This window comes from Phytobacter diazotrophicus (assembly GCF_052061655.1).
GTDB classification, from domain to species: domain Bacteria; phylum Pseudomonadota; class Gammaproteobacteria; order Enterobacterales; family Enterobacteriaceae; genus Phytobacter; species Phytobacter diazotrophicus.
Genome location: NZ_CM125428.1, coordinates 1,251,464 through 1,267,902, shown reverse-complemented (window position 1 = coordinate 1,267,902; position 16,439 = coordinate 1,251,464). Strand labels below are relative to the sequence as shown.

The following is a 16,439-nucleotide window of genomic DNA, read 5'->3' as shown; positions in this document are numbered from 1 at the left end:
TGGTGACGATAAGAATTTCACCGCAGCAGCCATGAAGGCTTGCATCAAAGAGTACAACGCCACCCTGCCCGCTCAGGTGAAAACCAGTGGAAGCCGTGATGCCCTGCTCGAGCAACTGGCCATTATCAATCCTGACCTTGTTGCACAGGAAGCGCAGAAGCCCACGCCGCTGAAAGTGTCCGGTACCAAAGCAGAAATGATCCAGGCCGTTAAAAGCGTCAAACCCGATGCGGTGTTTGCTGACGAACTGCTGGACGCCTGGCGCGCAAACCCGGATGACAAAATCCTGGTTACCCGTGCGCAACTTGCGACCGCAACGGCGATTCAGTCAGCGCTGCTTGCTCATCCTACCGCTGGCAAGTTCCTGACACACCCCAGCCGCGCCGTAGAAGTAAGTTATTTCGGATTTGACGATGAGACCGGGCTGGAAATCCGCGTTCGACCTGATCTGGAAATCGATATGAGCGGTATTCGCATCGGCGCTGATTTGAAAACGATCAGCATGTGGAACGTTAAGCAGGAAAGCCTGCGTGCCAGACTGCATCGGGAAATCATAGACCGCGATTATCACCTGAGCGCAGCCATGTATTGCGATACAGCAGCGCTGGACCAGTTCTTCTGGATTTTCGTCAACAAAGACGAGGGTTATCACTGGATCGCCATTGTTGAGGCAACCGCAGAACTGCTGGAGCTTGGGATGCTGGAATATCGCAAAACCATGCGCGCTATTGCCAACGCTTTCGACACTGGCGAATGGCCGGCACCGATTGTCGACGATTACGCCGACGAACTGAACGACTTCGATATGCGCCGCCTTGAAGCGTTGCGCGAACAGGCTTAAGGGGGAATGAACATGTCTACAGCAATTTCAACCAGCGAAAATAAAACACAGATGATCGACAACATTTCCATTCTTACCAATGGCGAGTTATTCGACCGTCTACGGACCTTATCAACGGTGATGGCAAACAGCGGCGCATTTGTGCCCGAACATTTTCGCGGTAAACCTGATGCCTGCATGGCAGTGGTAATGCAGGCAGCACGATGGGGCATGGATCCGTTCGCCGTCGCCCAGAAAACTCACATTGTTGGTAATAGCGGTGTATTGGGTTACGAAGCGCAACTGGTAAACGCCGTCGTAACCAACATGTCACCGACAAAAGACCGCCTGCATTACGAATGGTTTGGAGCATGGGAAAACATCGTGGGTCGTTTCGTAGAGAAAACCAGTTCTAAGGGCAATAAGTACATTGCCCCAGGCTGGGATTTAAAAGATGAAGCAGGTGTAGGGATCCGAGTCTGGGCAACAATGAAGGGCGAGGACGAACCGCGTGAACTGGTTTTGATGTTGTCTCAGGCTCAGGTGCGTAATTCAACCTTGTGGGCCAGCGACCCGCGTCAGCAGCTTGCTTATCTCGCCGTAAAACGCTGGGCGCGGTTGTATTGCCCGGATGTGATTTTAGGTGTTTACAGCCCTGATGAGGTTGAAGAGCGGACGGAGAAAGAAATTAATCCGGTCTCTGGGGCGAGAAAGACCGTGCAGGAGATCACTGCTGAGGTGGAAACAACCACCAGCGCGCAGGAGTCCACGCATTCCATTGATTCGCTGGCCGATGACTTCCGTGACCGCATAGATACCGCTGAGGATGTCGACAGCGCCAAAGCCGTACGCGCTGATATCGAATCGCAAAAAGCGGTACTGGGTTCAGCATTGTTCACCGAGCTGAAAAACAAAGCGGTCAAACGCTATTACCTGGTCGATGCCCGCAACAAAGTTGAGGCGGCGATCAACTCCCTGCCACAGCCAGATGAACCTGATGCCGAGGCCCGTTTTCTTGATGTTGAGAAATCACTGACGGCGGCCAGGCGACACCTCGGCGATGAGCTGTACGAAAAATACAGCGTAACGCTGCTGGATATGAAACCGGAATACGTGAGCTAAGCAACATCGGGAGGGGAAACCCTCCCACACAGGAGGATGTATGGAGTGGAGTATTGAGGAACTTGCTTTGCTGGCCCGTCACAGTAACCCGGTTGTTTCAGAACTGACTGGCCGCAGCGTGGAAGAAGTCGCGGAGCGTCGCCTGCAGCGGAATATCGAAATCAACTGCTGGGACAAATTCGATCCGGAGCGTGAAGCGGAGAAAAATGAAGGGGGTGCGGCGTGACACCAGAAATCATCGACCCCGCCAGCGAGCTTGAAGAACTCCAGCGACAGGCTGCCATTCAGGCGCACCGCATTGACCGCAACGCGGTATCAGCGACCCACTGTGATGAATGCGGTGATGCGATTGAAGAGGCGCGGCGCCGGGCAATGCCAGGCTGCCGGATGTGTGCGAGTTGCCAGGCTGACGCAGAAAAGCGCGGTAAGCATCAACGTTGAATTGACCGGCCCCGGTTGGGGCCATAGGTGTGAAGATGAGCAAAAAACATAGCGAAAAATTTGAATGGATGAGCACCCGGGAGATCTGCGATCTACTGAGTATTTCGTCACGCACTCTGGAGCGCTACCGGAAACGCCCGGCGGGCAGCAACCCGTTCCCTGAGCCTGACTGTTCGTATATGGGCGGATCCAATAAGTGGCTCACGTCTAAAGTTACCGCCTGGCAAATCAGGGAAATGTCCCGGCAGACTCGCCGGCCCATGTCACACCTGAATGTTGCCCGCGACAGTAAAGGCCGAATTATCCGGCCTGACGCGGCGTGAACTCCAGAACGTCGGGCTCGATGATGCTCATCAGTCGGGCCCACCACTTACCGTATGCAACCCTCATCTCGTCGAGATACGTATGTTTGTCATATACCGACCAGACGCCAGGCAATTTATGCCCCAGCATTATCTCGGCAATATGCGGCTCAGTGAGTTCGGAAAAATTTGTGCGCGCGGTACGGCGCAGGTCATGAATCGTAAAGTGTGGAACCTGCTCGTTATAGGCTTTCAGCATAAACTTGACCAGGTTACTACTGATGCTCATGTGGAAACCTTCACTCATCGGCTTCTCAGCATAACGGGAAAATACATACCGACCCGGAGACAACTCAATAGCGCGCCTGATTAACGGGACAATCTCAGCAATGATTGGGCGAACAATCGGCTTTTTAGTTTTCCTGCCCGTTTTATGGTTTTCCCATGGAACAGTCCAGACCCCTTCTTCAAAATCAAAATGGCTGATTTCCGCCTGCCGCAACTCTCCGACCCTGCATGCCCACAACAGTGACAATTTATAGAGGATCTTGTTTCGCTCTATAAGCCGCGAATCCTCTATCGCGCGCCAGACAATCGCCAGTTCTTTACGGTCCAGGGTTCGCTCACCCATTTGTTTCTGGATGCCGAAATCACGCCCAGACATTTCTGACAGCGGGTTAACTTCCAGCAGTTGCCGTTTCACTGCCCAGGAATAACACTGTCGGCCGTTACTAATCACCCGACGGGTGATCTCAGAATAGCCCTCAGCCAGACGATCAAGAACGGTGAGCCAGTTATGTAGCGTTAACTGGTGCGCCGGGTACTTACCGATTTTGGGAAAAACGTGGAGTTCAAACGTTCGCATGATCTGACTGGCTGTTTCTTTCTGAATACAGACCATCAAATACCATTCACGAAACAACTCTTCAAAAGTGTACTGACTGTTTATTTTAACTTTATCAAGGCTCTGCCGGATGCGTGGATTTTCTCCCCTGGCGAGGACAGCCGACCATTTTGCAACTTCATCACGGGCAGCCTTGAGGCTGAATTCAGGGTAACTACCGATCGTCATCTTGTCCTGCTTTCCCAGGAACCGGAACCGGTAGAAAAACGTTACCGCCCCTTTCAGAGAAATGCGTACCCATAGGCCATCACGATCTGCTTTTTCTTCAATTTTTTCGCGCTCGCGCCCAAGGCACGATTTTATATAACTATCTGAAATAGCCATATTTTTAACCCGCCCGTGTCCATCAGAATTTTGGATTCTGTGTCCATCATAGGATATGGACTCACTGATGGACACAAAAACCGTGTCTTATGGTGTCGCAGGTTGACTGTACATGCAACCAGTATATTTTTTCAGGTAGCTTATTTTGCAAGGATCTTTAGGGGAAAATGTCGGAGGTTTGCGGAGGGTGTCGGGGTATCAATTATCGATGTGAGCAATGATCGAAAAGTTACGTATATTCTTCATATAGGGAGATTTTTTGCCTTACGAATAACGAAGAGGCCGCGGTTCGGAGCCTGACGTCAAAAGTCTGAAACGCCGCATTCTACACTACAACCACAATGCGGGGAAATGCTCATACTGGCAACAAACCAGGCCGCGCATTCCCCCCGGTAAGACAGGAAAATCACTGGCATTATTCGGCAGGTGAATTGTCGATGCGCACCAGGTCGGGAGGGAGGCCAACGCTGATAATCACCGGCTGCCATTCGGAACGATTCGCCAGTTTGGGCGAAAAACTCCGCGCCAGTAAAAAACCGCCAACCCCACCCAATATGGCGCCGCACAACGTGGCCAAATCCTGATGAAACAAGGTCTGGAAGAGCGCCGACATCAGGAAAAGACCAACCAGCGGTGACATATACACCAGCAGCGCTGACGTCAATAAACTGGCTTCGCCAATCCCCAGTTCCACTTTTTGCCCGGCAACCAGCGGCTGATCGCACGGTACGGACAAGGTATGGGTCATTTGCGGCCCAAGTTTGTTCAATACGCGGCTCCCGCATCCACTTCGTGAAGCACAACTGCGGCAGGAGGCTTTAACGTCGCACTCCACCAGCGCTTCACCGTTTTTCCATGAGACGACGGTCGCCCACTCTTTGATCATTGTGCTGCCCTGAATTTGATGCTGTCCGCAATACGCTTGGCCGTTTGTGGGGGTAATTCGCCCACAATGGTAATTTCAGCGTTATCACGGATGGTTGTACTCACGGTCCGGCGTCCGGTACGCAACATCTGATCGGCACTGTTCTGATTAGCACGATTGACGTTCACCGAGAAACTAAACAGGCCATCGGAGTAAAGGCGGGATTCGACAGGCATGTCTATGGTCGGAAGCTGGCGACGACTGCTGGAGACTTCACTAAAACCTTGCGGTAACCAGGAAGGCAACCAGTTAAAGGCAACGCTGTCGCCCTGCGGAACGGACAGCAACGGCGGCAAGTTGGCGTTTGCCAGGGTCTGCATACTGCTGGCGATCTGTTGCCCGTTTACGGTGTAGGCAATCACGCGGAACTGTTCCAACGTTTCGCCATCTCTGTCGAGCAGATCCACGCGCATTGGCAGGCGCGTTTCCGCATCCATCCAGACAATGTAGCTATAACGCGTTCCGTCACGGGCAACAACCCGGATCACTTCACACAAGCGATCGGCAATACGCGTACGTCCGACAGAAATAAAATCGTAATAAGGCGCAAGGCGTTTGAAATCGGTATATACCAGCGAAGGGAGCGAATCGACAATGTAGTCGCCATTCAGCGTAAAGGGCTCAAGACCCGGCTCAAAGTAGCTTATCTCATTGCCACGCTGTACCACTTCCCGGCGGGGACCGTCCATTTGCAAAAGCTGAGCGAGCGGTTGATTGTTTACGCGCGCGTGGCGGTAACGCAGAGACTCTACCCCTTGCTTGTTAATGCTGATAAAGGACAGTTCATAGTTGAGTGACTGGCTCGCCACATTCATCTGCTGCAACAACGCCCCGGACGAGGTATCTGCCGAGGCGTTGCTTGAGAAGAACAGGCCTGCTGCCACAAAAGACATGGCACACCAAAGTTGCTTCATTACTGCGATTGGGTTCCTAACGTTTGATTTCCTGGCACTTGCACAGCAGCCTGCTGCGTTTGTGCCTGCTCAAACTTAAGCTGTTCGGAGTGCAGACGACGTTGCAGTTCGTAATCCTGCAACATGGCGTTAATACGGCGACGCTGTTCCTGCACCTGCTGTTGCTGACCGACATCCGCCGTTGCATCAGCCGGAACACCCAGACTTACCGGGCTGGCTTTGCCCATCATCGGCAGTGTATTAAACACTGGCGCTTCTGGCTGCTGGGTGGATTCAGACTGGCCATTATAGTGCTGGACACCCACAATAACTGCAAGCGATACGCATGCAGCCACGCCCATTTGCGTCAATTGACTGGCCCATGGTCGGACTTTTGTCCAGAATGGCATTTTCTGCCACTGGTGCGGCGCAGGCTGAGCCTCAGGGATTAATGGTGTCGTCGGTTGAACAGACTCATTTTCAATCGCGGCCATAACTTGGGCTGAGATATCGAAGTGGAGAACATCAGCCGTATCACCGCGCATTGCGTCGCGAATGAGATGGTAGCTCTCCCAGGTTTTCTGCATTTCAGGATCGCGAGACAGCTCAGAGAGCAGCTCCCTATCCAGCGTTTCACCGTCCATTAAAGCGGAAAGTTGTTCTTTCTGCATGCCTAATACCTTTTCCAGTATCCCGCTATCGTCAACGCCTGATAAGCGGTTGAACTTTATTATCAATAGCTTCCCGCGCTCGGAAGATACGTGAACGCACTGTACCTACCGGGCAATCCATGATAGCGGCTATCTCTTCATAGCTCAGACCATCCAACTCCCGTAACGTAATTGCCATGCGTAAATCTTCCGGGAGCGACTCAATAGTACGGAAAACTATTTGTCTCAGTTCTTCTGACAACATTAAGTTCTCAGGGTTCGAAATTTCTTTCAGTGCACCGCCACTTTCGAAGTTTTCTGCTTCAATCGCGTCGACATCACTTGATGGCGGCCTGCGTCCCTGAGCAACCAGATAATTTTTTGCTGTATTCACAGCGATACGGTATAGCCAGGTATAAAAAGCACTATCTCCCCGGAACGAGTCCAGCGCGCGATAAGCCTTAATAAATGACTCTTGTACGACATCAGGCACATCGCCAGAAGGTACATAGCGGGAAACCAGACTCGCCACTTTATGCTGGTAGCGCACTACCAGTAAGTTGAACGACTTCTGATCTCCTTTCTGGACCCTCTCAACAAGGACCTGATCCGTTAACTGCTCGCTCATCCGAGGTAAAATCTCCCCAAAACCTATTTCCACGCGTAAATGAAACGCCACTCCAAAACTGCACTATATGAGCAAGCAGCCATTTAGAGCGAAGGTTCAGTAAAAAGTTCCGTTACGCCTTTGTTTTTGTGAATCGTTCTGCAGACTTTTCATTATGACTCATTATAAGTCCACAAACTCTGTATCGGGTATGTTGATTATGAAAAGACCCGAAGACCGCCAGAGAGTAACGCAACACAGCCTTTTTTTCATCACCTAATCCATATCAGCTAACAATCTGCCAGATAACGATTTTCTTGCGAGTATCGCATTTATGCCGCCATCGCATGTTTAGCCGTTAGTACAAATCATTAAAAAATGGCTACGCCAGGGCGGAATACGGTGCTATGCTGCCCGAACCTTGTTTAGTAAATTAAACACACCATCATGAAAACAACCCCTGAACTTTCGTGCGATGTGCTGGTCATCGGCAGCGGTGCCGCGGGCCTGTCTGTTGCTCTGCGCCTCGCTGAACGCCACAACGTTATCGTGTTAAGCAAAGGGCCGGTGAGTGAAGGCTCAACTTTTTACGCACAGGGCGGTATTGCCGCTGTGTTTGATGAAACCGACAGCGTTGAGTCTCATGTCGAAGATACGCTGATTGCCGGGGCTGGTATTGTCGAACGTCAGGCAGCAGAGTTTGTTGCCAGTAACGCCCGTCAGTGCGTGCAGTGGCTGATAGACCAGGGCGTCGCGTTCGATATGCAGGTGGATGCACAAGGAAGCGAAAGCTATCACCTGACCCGCGAAGGCGGCCACAGCCACCGCCGCATTCTGCATGCCGCCGATGCCACCGGAAAAGAGGTTGAAAACACCCTGGTCAGCAAGGCGCTGAATCACCCAAACATTCATATCATTGAACGCAGCAACGCGGTGGATTTGATTGTTTCCGATAAAATCGGCCTGCCCGGCACGCGTCGCGTCGTAGGCGCATGGATCTGGAACCGTAATAAAGAGATTGTGGAAACCTGCCATGCAAAAGCCGTCGTGCTGGCGACGGGTGGCGCATCAAAAGTATACCAATACACCACCAACCCGGATATCTCATCCGGCGACGGTATCGCCATGGCCTGGCGTGCCGGATGTCGCGTGGCAAACCTGGAGTTCAATCAGTTTCACCCAACAGCCCTGTTCCACCCACAGGCGCGCAATTTCCTGCTCACCGAAGCTCTGCGCGGTGAAGGGGCGCATCTTAAACGTCCGGACGGTACCCGTTTCATGCCCGATTTTGACCCTCGCGGCGAGCTGGCACCGCGCGATGTTGTCGCTCGCGCCATTGATCACGAGATGAAACGTCTGGGGGTTGATTGTATGTATCTCGACATCAGCCATAAACCTGAGGATTTTGTCCGCCAGCATTTCCCGATGATTTATGAAAAACTGCTGGGGCTGGGGATCGATTTAACCAAAGATCAGGTTCCTATCGTGCCTGCCGCGCATTACACCTGCGGCGGCGTCATGGTGGATGAACATGGTCGGGCCGATGTCGATGGATTGTATGCGATTGGCGAAGTGAGCTATACGGGCCTGCATGGTGCCAACCGCATGGCGTCCAACTCGCTGCTCGAATGTCTGGTTTACGGCTGGTCGGCGGCAGAAGATATTGATCGTCGGATCGGCATGACCCGCCCTGCCCCCACGCTTCCCGCCTGGGATGAAAGCCGCGTCGACGATGCCGATGAACGTGTGATTCTCCAGCATAACTGGCATGAACTGCGCTTGTTTATGTGGGATTACGTTGGCATTGTGCGTACCACCAAACGTCTGGAACGCGCCTTACGACGTATTACTTTGCTCCAGCAGGAAATTGACGAGTACTACGCCAATTTCCGCGTGTCGAACAATTTGCTGGAGCTACGTAACCTGGTGCAGGTGGCGGAGCTTATCGTGCGCTGCGCTATGGAACGTAAGGAAAGCCGCGGCTTGCACTATACGCTGGATTATCCGGATCAGTTGCCTGAATCCGGCCCAACGGTGTTGTCGCCACGCACTTACATGAATAAATAGAAAGCCTGAGTGAGCGCGGTGTAACTTTCAGAATAATGCTGATCGGCACCGCGGATCGCCAGCCAGTCGGTGAAGCATTCCCCCGGCGTTGGCGAAAAGGCCATTAATACGCGATGCGGCGGGCGATTTTCATACTCCGCCACATCCGTACGTAACCGTAAGTGCCAGCCTATACCCTGCGCTTTTTGGGCAAAGGCTTCACTCACGTCCACCGGGAGGATCACGCAGAAGAAACCGTCTTCGGTGATAAGCGACGCCGCACAATCCAGCAGCGCTGCGTGATCCAGCGTCGTGGTATAGCGCGCCTGTTCCCGCTCCGGGGTCGCACATTGCACGCCCTGCGCAAAAAAAGGCGGGTTACTGACAATCAGATCGTAACGTGCCGTTTGCCCCGCACACCAATCGCGAATATCCGCATGATGGACATGAAAACGCGCAGCCCAGGGTGTCGCCTGGCCATTCTCCTGCGCCTGTGTGGCCGCTTGCTCATCGAGTTCTACTGCATCGACGATAACCGCATCGGTTGTTCTCTGCGCCAACATCAGCGCCACCAGCCCGCTGCCCGTGCCAATATCCAGCACCCTTTTCGCCCGCGAAACAGGCGACCACGCACCGAGTAAGATGCCGTCGGTGCCGACTTTCATGGCGCAACGATCGTGTGCAACAAAAAACGTTTTAAATGTGAAACCATCGCGGCGCAACTGCGCCTTCTGGTGGGGCATCTTTACAACCTCTATACGGAAACAGACGTAGCATAGGTGAAAGCAAAGCGCCGGAAAAGTAATAAGCTTACAAACAGATGAAGATTGCAGCCGTAACGTCTATAATCAGCGCCCCACACAGAGGTAGATCATGACTGTAACGACTTTTTCCGAACTCGAACTCGACGACAGCCTACTGGACGCGCTCCAGGAGAAAGGTTTCACACGCCCGACCGCCATCCAGGCCGCCGCCATTCCGCCTGCGCTTGAAGGGCGTGATGTACTTGGCTCAGCGCCGACCGGTACGGGTAAAACGGCGGCATATTTGCTGCCAGCGTTGCAGCACCTGCTGGACTTCCCACGTAAGAAATCCGGCCCGCCGCGCATTCTCATCCTGACGCCGACTCGTGAACTGGCGATGCAGGTTGCCGACCACGCCCGCGAGCTGGCAAAAAATACCCACCTGGATATTGCTACCATCACCGGCGGTGTGGCCTATATGAACCACGCCGAAGTGTTCAGCGAAAACCAGGATATCGTGGTCGCAACCACAGGCCGACTGCTGCAATACATTAAAGAAGAGAATTTTGACTGCCGTGCGGTCGAAACATTGATCCTCGACGAAGCGGATCGCATGCTGGATCTGGGCTTTGCGCAGGACATCGAGCATATTTCTGGCGAAACACGCTGGCGCAAACAGACCATGCTGTTTTCCGCAACGCTGGAAGGCGAAGCGATCAAAGACTTCGCCGAGCGTCTGCTGGAAGATCCGGTTGAAGTTTCTGCAACGCCGTCCACCCGCGAGCGTAAAAAGATCCACCAGTGGTACTACCGCGCGGACAACTACGAACACAAGCTGGAACTGCTCAAGCATTTGCTCAAGCAAGACGGCGTGACCCGTTCAATCGTCTTCGTGCGTAAACGCGAGCGTGTCCATGAACTGGCGGAGCAGTTACGTGCAGCGGGTATCAACAACTGCTATCTTGAGGGTGAGATGGCACAGGCGAAACGCGTTGAAGGCATCAAACGCCTGACCGAGGGTCGCGTTAATGTGCTGGTTGCCACCGACGTCGCCGCCCGTGGTATCGATATTCCTGACGTGAGCCATGTGTTTAACTTTGATATGCCGCGCAGTGGTGACACCTATCTGCACCGTATCGGCCGTACCGGTCGCGCGGGACGCAAAGGAACCGCGATTTCACTGGTCGAAACCCACGATCATCTGCTATTGCAAAAGATTGGTCGCTACGTTGAAGAACCGCTGAAAATCCGCGTGATTGATGAACTGCGCCCCACTACGCGCGCGCCGAGCGAAAAAATGACCGGCAAGCCGTCGAAGAAAGTGCTGGCTAAGCGTGCAGAGAAGAAAAAAGAGAAAGAAAAAGAGAAGCCGCGCGTTAAACAGCGCCACCGCGATACCAAAAATATTGGTAAGCGTCGTAAGCCAAGCGCCGCCACGACAGAACAACAAAATAACGAAGAGTAAAAAAACGCCGGGATAGCCCGGCGTTTTTATTTCTGCAGCCTGCGAATTACAGGCTTTCAGTAAAGGTACGAGCGATAACGTCGCGCTGCTGTTCCGGCGTCAGAGAATTGAAACGTACGGCATAGCCAGAAACACGGATGGTCAGCTGTGGGTATTTTTCCGGATGTTCTACAGCATCCAGAAGCGTTTCGCGACGCAGCACGTTTACGTTCAGATGCTGACCGCCTTCTACACGGACTTCCGGTTTCACTTCCATCGGAATTTCACGGTATTCAATGTCACCCAGTTTGCTAACGGCAACGACTTCGTCTTCGGAATAACCGGCTTTTGCACAAACACAGCGCGCTTCGCCTTTTTCGCTGTCGAGCAACCAGAAAGAGTTCAACAGATCATCGTTTGCCGCTTTAGTAATTTGGATACCCGTAATCATGATGTGCCTCCCTTAGGCATTATTTTTGATTTGATCGGCCTTGTGGCGGCCAATTGGTAAAACCATTGTTGCTTGAGTGTATATATACCCTCCACACACCCCTGATTCTTTGATTAAAATCAATAAAAACCACACCACGAAAAAGGTAATAGGCGGAATTTATTGTTTTACATCAAGTTAGCGACTTTTCACCCCTTAAAATTTTTGTAAATTTTCAATTTTTTTTAAGCATCTAACGTTCTGTTTTACGTGTCGATTTTGCGCCAGCAGAAGAAGCAGTTAAGCTACAGTCACTGAAATTGGCAGGAGAGCGGGATGACCACCTCATTAACATGGCACGATGTGCTGGCAGAAGAGAAACAACAGCCTTACTTTATCAATACCCTCAGCGCGGTAGCGACAGAACGGCAGTCCGGTGTCACCATCTATCCGCCGCAAAAAGATGTCTTCAATGCGTTCCGTTTTACTGAACTGGGCGATGTCAAAGTCGTGATCCTCGGTCAGGATCCCTATCACGGCCCCGGTCAGGCTCATGGGCTGGCATTTTCGGTACGTCCCGGTATCGCCATCCCGCCATCATTACTGAATATGTATAAAGAGCTCGAACAGTCGGTACCCGGGTTCGTTCGCCCGACGCATGGTTATCTGGAAAGCTGGGCGCATCAGGGCGTGCTGCTTCTCAATACTGTCTTAACGGTACGCGCCGGGCAGGCGCACTCCCATGCCAGCCTTGGCTGGGAGACCTTTACCGATAAAGTGATCAGTCTCATCAATGAACACCGTGAAGGCGTGGTGTTTTTACTTTGGGGATCGCATGCGCAGAAGAAAGGGGCAATTATCGATGGTAAACGCCACCATGTATTGAAAGCGCCCCACCCGTCACCGTTATCCGCACACAGGGGCTTCTTCGGGTGTAAGCACTTTGTTCTGGCAAATGAATGGCTGGAAAAACACGGCCAGACACCAATCGACTGGATGCCTGTGTTACCGGCGGAAAGTGAATAAATATCGCAGATCACATCCCGCAGCGATGGCGGGATGTGTCGAACACATTTACAGGTACTCCTCTCCCGTCGCAATTTCCCGCACGGCCCGTTCCCGAAACTGACTGGGACTTACGCCCGTATGTTTATGAAAGAAACGGGTAAAATAAGCCTCATCGTTAAATCCCAGAAAGGCAGCCAGTTGTTTGATGGTCTTTGAGGTATAAACCAGCTCGCGCTGCGCTTCCTGAATCACCCGCATATTAATCACATCCAGACTCGACATGCCCAGCGTTAAACGGCACAGACGCGAGAGATGTCCGGGCGACATTCCCATTTCACAGGAGTAATCATTCACCGTCAGCCGCTGGCGAAATTTCTGGTCAACGATGGCGAGGAATTTGTTGATCTGCGATGCCTTGCGCGATGAGTTATCCATCTGCTGATCGACGAGACCGGGCTCGGTAATCCGCGATAGATGAACAAACATAGAGATAAACAGCGACGCGCACATTGCTGTCTGGTTAATCATGGGCACGCGTAATTCATTCAGCATAGAGTAATAAAACGCCCAGATGGCATCCTTCTCGTCGGGGAAATACTCCAGCGAAATAATGCACGGTTTATGCACCAGCTTGAGGATATCGGGTGCCAGCACGCCAATGACCGACTCAAGCGGCCGCTGCGAAGCCGTAATAGTGAGTCCTTCGGTATCTGGCGTGTAGTGAAAACCGTGAACAGTCTGCGCAGGGACCAGAATCAGACAGGGGGCTTTGGCCAGTTGTCGCGTGCAGTTCATCAATACTTCGACCTGCCCTCGCTGGATGAATAGCACCTGAATAAGCGAGTCATGTACATGCGGGCTTGCCCGCCAGTTCAGATCCTTTGATCGCAAGGAGATCATCTCGACATTGAAAAAATTCTCCCAGCTAAGCCCAGACTGCTCACCGTATAATGCATAAGTAGGAATAGTGGTTGCCATCAATGCTCCTCTACTCTTCTCAGTGCTGCTGCACGGCCTGGCTGGTCTGTCGGGAACTGTGAAAACAGCGGACTTATTCCGCAATATCTGCGTTCAGCACTCGAAGACCAGCGCAGCAAACGATTTAAAAAACGAGATCGTCAGGCGGGTAAAATGACTGCCCCCTCCTGACGTAACGACTCGATATCTTTAGCTGAGTATCCATATTCATTCAGAATTTGTTGTGAGTGATATCCCAGTCGCCGGGACGGTTGGATCTGCGATTCTCCCATGCCGTGGATCGTAACAGGCGGCGTCACCAGCACCCGTTTGTTTCCCGTGGGGTACTCAACGTGACGCAGGCAGTCGGTCGCCCATGCCTGGTCATCTTCCAGAATCTCATCCGGGGTATATCCTTTCTCATGGGCAAAATCGTTTTCTTTTAAGAGCCGCATCATCTCGCTAAGTGGACGTTTGGCGACCTGCTCACTGATAATATTGATAATGTCCCGATTACGACCAAACTGGTTCACATCGGCAATACGGCAAAATTCCGGACTGTCGACCAGATCCTCACGGCCAAGAAGCACCATAAACTTATTGAAGAAGCGATCGTATTCCGGAATACAAATCACCATCCATCGCCCATCAAGGGTTTTATAGGTGTTGTTGAACGGGTTGGAGACTTCACAGCGCGACTTCGGATAGACGTTGCCGTACTGTGCTGAGGTCACAGCAATGCTCATCATAAACAGCGCCGTATGGTGCAGGCTAACCGTCACCTTCTCGCCCGTTCCCGAAAGCGTACGCCCGTACAGCGCAGCGCAAATACCCGACACCAGGCACATGGACGCCTGAAAATCACCAAAGCCGTTTACCGAGTTGATCGGGGTTTCGCCGCGCTCATTGGTTGACCCAAGGATCCCGCCGCGACAAACGTAAGCCGTCGCATCAAACCCGGCGGTGTCTTTTTCCGGCCCTTTTTCGCCATACCCCAGGATCTGCGCGAAGATTAAGCGTGGAAAGCGCAAGTGCAACTCTTCCCAGGAAAACCCAAGCCGTTCAAGCGCTTTTGTGCGATAGCTGGTCACAACGACATCTGCCGTCGAGAGGATGCGGTACGCAATAGCTTTCGCGCTCTCTTTTTTCAGGTTCAGGCACAGGAATCGTTTATTAGCGTTAGAGATATCAAATGCCGGGTTTTCGTCATCCTCGTAAGGCATGTTGAACACAGAAGCCTGAGTACGTCCCGGATCGCCAGACGGCGGTTCGATTTTGATCACATCCGCCCCCCAGTCACCCAGAATACGTGCCACGGTGGGTGCTGCCAGGAATGACGTTAAATCCACTACTTTAATGCCTTCTAATGGCCTCATAAGTCATGCTCCTTCATTTTGGAAAAACCCTGTCGCCCCGCCAGTCCGCCCGCGCCGCGCAAATTCCCGTGCAATCCTTTCTTTTCAATGGGTTTAATCCGGGCGATAAGCATGAAGAATGCGCCCAGAATGGCGATGCTTGCCCCCAGATAGAGCGCGTACTCATACTGTCCGGAAACATCAATAACCCATCCCGCCAGAACCGGCGAAAGAATACCCGCCAGCGTGCCAAATACGCCGTTCAACCCCACCAGCATGCCGGTGTTTTTCTGGGAGAAAATAATCGGAATGGAGAAATGCGCAGCCATGGTGAAACAGAGGAAAAAATTCGAGGCGGAGATGAGCGTAGCCGCGCTCCAGAGGCTGTTTGCTCGCGTCCCCAGAATCAGAAACACCCCGGCCAGCAGCAGTCCGGCAACCGGAGAGAGCTTACGCCCGATATTTTGCCCAAAGCGCCGACAGGCGGCGTCCGTGACCAGACCGCCGAGCGGATAGGCCAGAATGGCCACCAGATACGGGAGCATGGAGTAAATCGCGCTTTGTTTAAGATCGATACCGCGTCCCATCGCGAAATAGGTCGGCAACCAGGTCATAAAGAGAAAAAACAGATAATTCGTACAGAAGTAACACAACGCGCAGGCCCAGATAGAGGGTGTTGACAGGATATCGGCTTTCGTCAGATCGCCCCCTGCCGTCTCTTTCTGAGCGGATGGTTCCGCGTTAGCAACAGCCTGCCCCGCCTGAATATACGCAAGCTCCTGACGGTTGATGCGATTATCCATTTGCGGGCGACTGTTACCCAGCCACCACCACAGCAGGCACCACACTAACCCCGGCACAGAGACGATGTAAAAAACGGATTTCCAGCCCCAGGTTTGAATAATCCAGGCCGCCAGCACCATGGCAAAGGCGATCCCCGCAGGACAACCAACCTGTAGTAAGCCGGTCGCTTTGCCGGATTCACTTTTAGGTACCCATCTGGCCGCCAGCGAAAAGTTCGCCGGAACCAGCAGCCCCTGCCCGACGCCAACCAGAATACGCAGCAGCATCATGATGCCGAGCGTGGAACCTAGCGGTGTTAAGAAAGTAAAAACGACCCACCACAAGGTACCGGTTACCAGCACAATCCCACCGCCAAAGCGGTCAGCCAGCAGCCCTGCCGGCAACATTGTTATCGCGTAACCAATAAAAAATGCGGTGGAGACCCAGCCAAACTGAATGGCGGTCCAGCCATATTCATGCATCAGTGCCGGCCCGCACATCGACATACTGCTACGGGCAACAAACATAACGAAATAATCAATAATCAGCAGAACAATAATGCCCCAACGTCTATTCCCAGGTGATGTACTCATAGGTCACTCTCGCGAGAAAATAAGAATGATCGCACCCACGAAATCACGCGCAGTGTGCGATCACAGGCGGGATATAACGGAATAACATCCCG

Annotated in this window: 17 protein-coding genes; 7 read left to right on the top strand and 10 right to left on the bottom strand. The window is 52.6% G+C overall.

Annotation, left to right across the window (positions count from 1 at the left end; translation table 11 throughout):
• Positions 1-853 precede the first annotated feature (853 nt).
• Genes ACS0RQ_RS06165 through xis form a run of 4 tightly spaced genes read left to right on the top strand, consistent with a single transcriptional unit; the run spans position 854 to position 2,706 of the window.
• Positions 854-1,942, top strand: coding sequence for a RecT family recombinase (locus tag ACS0RQ_RS06165; RefSeq protein ID WP_334632561.1), 1,089 nt, complete (start codon positions 854-856; stop codon positions 1,940-1,942).
• Between the two features lie 40 nt (positions 1,943-1,982).
• On the top strand, positions 1,983-2,168 hold the full coding sequence (locus ACS0RQ_RS06160; protein ID WP_334632563.1) for a hypothetical protein: 186 nt from the start codon (positions 1,983-1,985) through the stop codon (positions 2,166-2,168).
• Positions 2,165-2,383 carry a TraR/DksA family transcriptional regulator gene (locus tag ACS0RQ_RS06155; protein WP_334632565.1) on the top strand — a complete coding sequence of 73 codons (219 nt, stop codon included), beginning with the start codon at positions 2,165-2,167 and terminating at the stop codon, positions 2,381-2,383. Before ACS0RQ_RS06160 ends, ACS0RQ_RS06155 begins: the two co-directional genes overlap by 4 nt.
• A 35-nt stretch (positions 2,384-2,418) precedes the next feature.
• Entirely contained in the window at positions 2,419-2,706 is a 288-nt protein-coding gene (gene xis / locus ACS0RQ_RS06150) for an excisionase Xis (RefSeq protein ID WP_334632567.1), read from the top strand.
• Here the strand turns inward: xis and ACS0RQ_RS06145 are convergent.
• The 5 genes from ACS0RQ_RS06145 to rpoE all read right to left on the bottom strand — a co-directional run bounded on the left by ACS0RQ_RS06145 (position 2,684) and on the right by rpoE (position 7,009).
• Positions 2,684-3,913, bottom strand: coding sequence for a tyrosine-type recombinase/integrase (locus tag ACS0RQ_RS06145; protein WP_334632569.1), 1,230 nt, complete (start codon positions 3,911-3,913; stop codon positions 2,684-2,686). The genes xis and ACS0RQ_RS06145 overlap by 23 nt on opposite strands.
• A 415-nt stretch (positions 3,914-4,328) precedes the next feature.
• Entirely contained in the window at positions 4,329-4,799 is a 471-nt protein-coding gene (gene rseC / locus ACS0RQ_RS06140; protein WP_271849566.1) for a SoxR-reducing system protein RseC, read from the bottom strand.
• Positions 4,796-5,752 carry a sigma-E factor regulatory protein RseB gene (gene rseB, locus ACS0RQ_RS06135; protein ID WP_039079565.1) on the bottom strand — a complete coding sequence of 319 codons (957 nt, stop codon included), beginning with the start codon at positions 5,750-5,752 and terminating at the stop codon, positions 4,796-4,798. Before rseB ends, rseC begins: the two co-directional genes overlap by 4 nt.
• Positions 5,752-6,402, bottom strand: coding sequence for an anti-sigma-E factor RseA (gene rseA / locus ACS0RQ_RS06130; RefSeq protein ID WP_039079564.1), 651 nt, complete (start codon positions 6,400-6,402; stop codon positions 5,752-5,754). The genes rseB and rseA overlap by 1 nt, the downstream gene beginning before the upstream one ends.
• A 31-nt stretch (positions 6,403-6,433) precedes the next feature.
• A complete protein-coding gene (gene rpoE / locus ACS0RQ_RS06125; protein WP_044172203.1) occupies positions 6,434-7,009 on the bottom strand; it encodes an RNA polymerase sigma factor RpoE in 576 nt (191 codons plus the stop codon).
• 426 nt (positions 7,010-7,435) lie between these two features.
• Between rpoE and nadB the strand changes: the two genes are divergently transcribed.
• Complete coding sequence (gene nadB, locus ACS0RQ_RS06120) at positions 7,436-9,055, top strand: L-aspartate oxidase (protein WP_039079563.1); 1,620 nt, start codon at positions 7,436-7,438, stop codon at positions 9,053-9,055.
• On the opposite strand, the gene trmN is transcribed toward nadB, so the two are convergent.
• Positions 9,040-9,777, bottom strand: coding sequence for a tRNA(1)(Val) (adenine(37)-N(6))-methyltransferase TrmN (trmN, locus tag ACS0RQ_RS06115; protein ID WP_271849565.1), 738 nt, complete (start codon positions 9,775-9,777; stop codon positions 9,040-9,042). The two genes, nadB and trmN, sit on opposite strands and share 16 nt — an antisense overlap.
• A gap of 130 nt (positions 9,778-9,907) precedes the next feature.
• Between trmN and srmB the strand changes: the two genes are divergently transcribed.
• Complete coding sequence (gene srmB, locus ACS0RQ_RS06110) at positions 9,908-11,242, top strand: ATP-dependent RNA helicase SrmB (RefSeq protein WP_271849564.1); 1,335 nt, start codon at positions 9,908-9,910, stop codon at positions 11,240-11,242.
• 46 nt (positions 11,243-11,288) lie between these two features.
• Here the strand turns inward: srmB and grcA are convergent, their stop codons facing one another.
• Positions 11,289-11,672 (bottom strand): autonomous glycyl radical cofactor GrcA, encoded by a 384-nt coding sequence (gene grcA / locus ACS0RQ_RS06105; RefSeq protein WP_039079560.1) that lies wholly within the window; start codon positions 11,670-11,672, stop codon positions 11,289-11,291.
• A 315-nt stretch (positions 11,673-11,987) separates the two neighbouring features.
• Between grcA and ung the strand changes: the two genes are divergently transcribed.
• Positions 11,988-12,677, top strand: a complete 690-nt coding sequence (gene ung, locus ACS0RQ_RS06100; protein ID WP_071193442.1) for a uracil-DNA glycosylase — start codon at positions 11,988-11,990, stop codon at positions 12,675-12,677.
• A gap of 48 nt (positions 12,678-12,725) precedes the next feature.
• Here ung and ACS0RQ_RS06095 read toward each other — a convergent pair whose 3' ends face one another.
• From ACS0RQ_RS06095 to ACS0RQ_RS06085, 3 genes are all read right to left on the bottom strand, one after another.
• Entirely contained in the window at positions 12,726-13,637 is a 912-nt protein-coding gene (locus ACS0RQ_RS06095; RefSeq protein WP_271849563.1) for a helix-turn-helix domain-containing protein, read from the bottom strand.
• A gap of 140 nt (positions 13,638-13,777) precedes the next feature.
• Complete coding sequence (locus ACS0RQ_RS06090; RefSeq protein WP_079496141.1) at positions 13,778-14,992, bottom strand: CaiB/BaiF CoA transferase family protein; 1,215 nt, start codon at positions 14,990-14,992, stop codon at positions 13,778-13,780.
• Complete coding sequence (locus ACS0RQ_RS06085) at positions 14,989-16,347, bottom strand: MFS transporter (RefSeq protein WP_107224236.1); 1,359 nt, start codon at positions 16,345-16,347, stop codon at positions 14,989-14,991. The genes ACS0RQ_RS06090 and ACS0RQ_RS06085 overlap by 4 nt, the downstream gene beginning before the upstream one ends.
• Positions 16,348-16,439 lie beyond the last annotated feature (92 nt).

What these genes read in the sequence shown, in the direction of transcription:
- ACS0RQ_RS06165 (WP_334632561.1), top strand. Translation starts at nt 854, where the DNA reads ATGTCTACAGCAATTTCAACCAGCGAAAATAAAACACAGATGATCGAC.
- ACS0RQ_RS06160 (WP_334632563.1), top strand. Translation starts at nt 1,983, where the DNA reads ATGGAGTGGAGTATTGAGGAACTTGCTTTGCTGGCCCGTCACAGTAAC.
- xis (WP_334632567.1), top strand. Translation starts at nt 2,419, where the DNA reads ATGAGCAAAAAACATAGCGAAAAATTTGAATGGATGAGCACCCGGGAG.
- ACS0RQ_RS06145 (WP_334632569.1), bottom strand. Translation starts at nt 3,913, where the DNA reads ATGGCTATTTCAGATAGTTATATAAAATCGTGCCTTGGGCGCGAGCGC.
- rseC (WP_271849566.1), bottom strand. Translation starts at nt 4,799, where the DNA reads ATGATCAAAGAGTGGGCGACCGTCGTCTCATGGAAAAACGGTGAAGCG.
- rseB (WP_039079565.1), bottom strand. Translation starts at nt 5,752, where the DNA reads ATGAAGCAACTTTGGTGTGCCATGTCTTTTGTGGCAGCAGGCCTGTTC.
- rseA (WP_039079564.1), bottom strand. Translation starts at nt 6,402, where the DNA reads ATGCAGAAAGAACAACTTTCCGCTTTAATGGACGGTGAAACGCTGGAT.
- rpoE (WP_044172203.1), bottom strand. Translation starts at nt 7,009, where the DNA reads ATGAGCGAGCAGTTAACGGATCAGGTCCTTGTTGAGAGGGTCCAGAAA.
- nadB (WP_039079563.1), top strand. Translation starts at nt 7,436, where the DNA reads ATGAAAACAACCCCTGAACTTTCGTGCGATGTGCTGGTCATCGGCAGC.
- trmN (WP_271849565.1), bottom strand. Translation starts at nt 9,777, where the DNA reads ATGCCCCACCAGAAGGCGCAGTTGCGCCGCGATGGTTTCACATTTAAA.
- srmB (WP_271849564.1), top strand. Translation starts at nt 9,908, where the DNA reads ATGACTGTAACGACTTTTTCCGAACTCGAACTCGACGACAGCCTACTG.
- grcA (WP_039079560.1), bottom strand. Translation starts at nt 11,672, where the DNA reads ATGATTACGGGTATCCAAATTACTAAAGCGGCAAACGATGATCTGTTG.
- ung (WP_071193442.1), top strand. Translation starts at nt 11,988, where the DNA reads ATGACCACCTCATTAACATGGCACGATGTGCTGGCAGAAGAGAAACAA.
- ACS0RQ_RS06095 (WP_271849563.1), bottom strand. Translation starts at nt 13,637, where the DNA reads ATGGCAACCACTATTCCTACTTATGCATTATACGGTGAGCAGTCTGGG.
- ACS0RQ_RS06090 (WP_079496141.1), bottom strand. Translation starts at nt 14,992, where the DNA reads ATGAGGCCATTAGAAGGCATTAAAGTAGTGGATTTAACGTCATTCCTG.
- ACS0RQ_RS06085 (WP_107224236.1), bottom strand. Translation starts at nt 16,347, where the DNA reads ATGAGTACATCACCTGGGAATAGACGTTGGGGCATTATTGTTCTGCTG.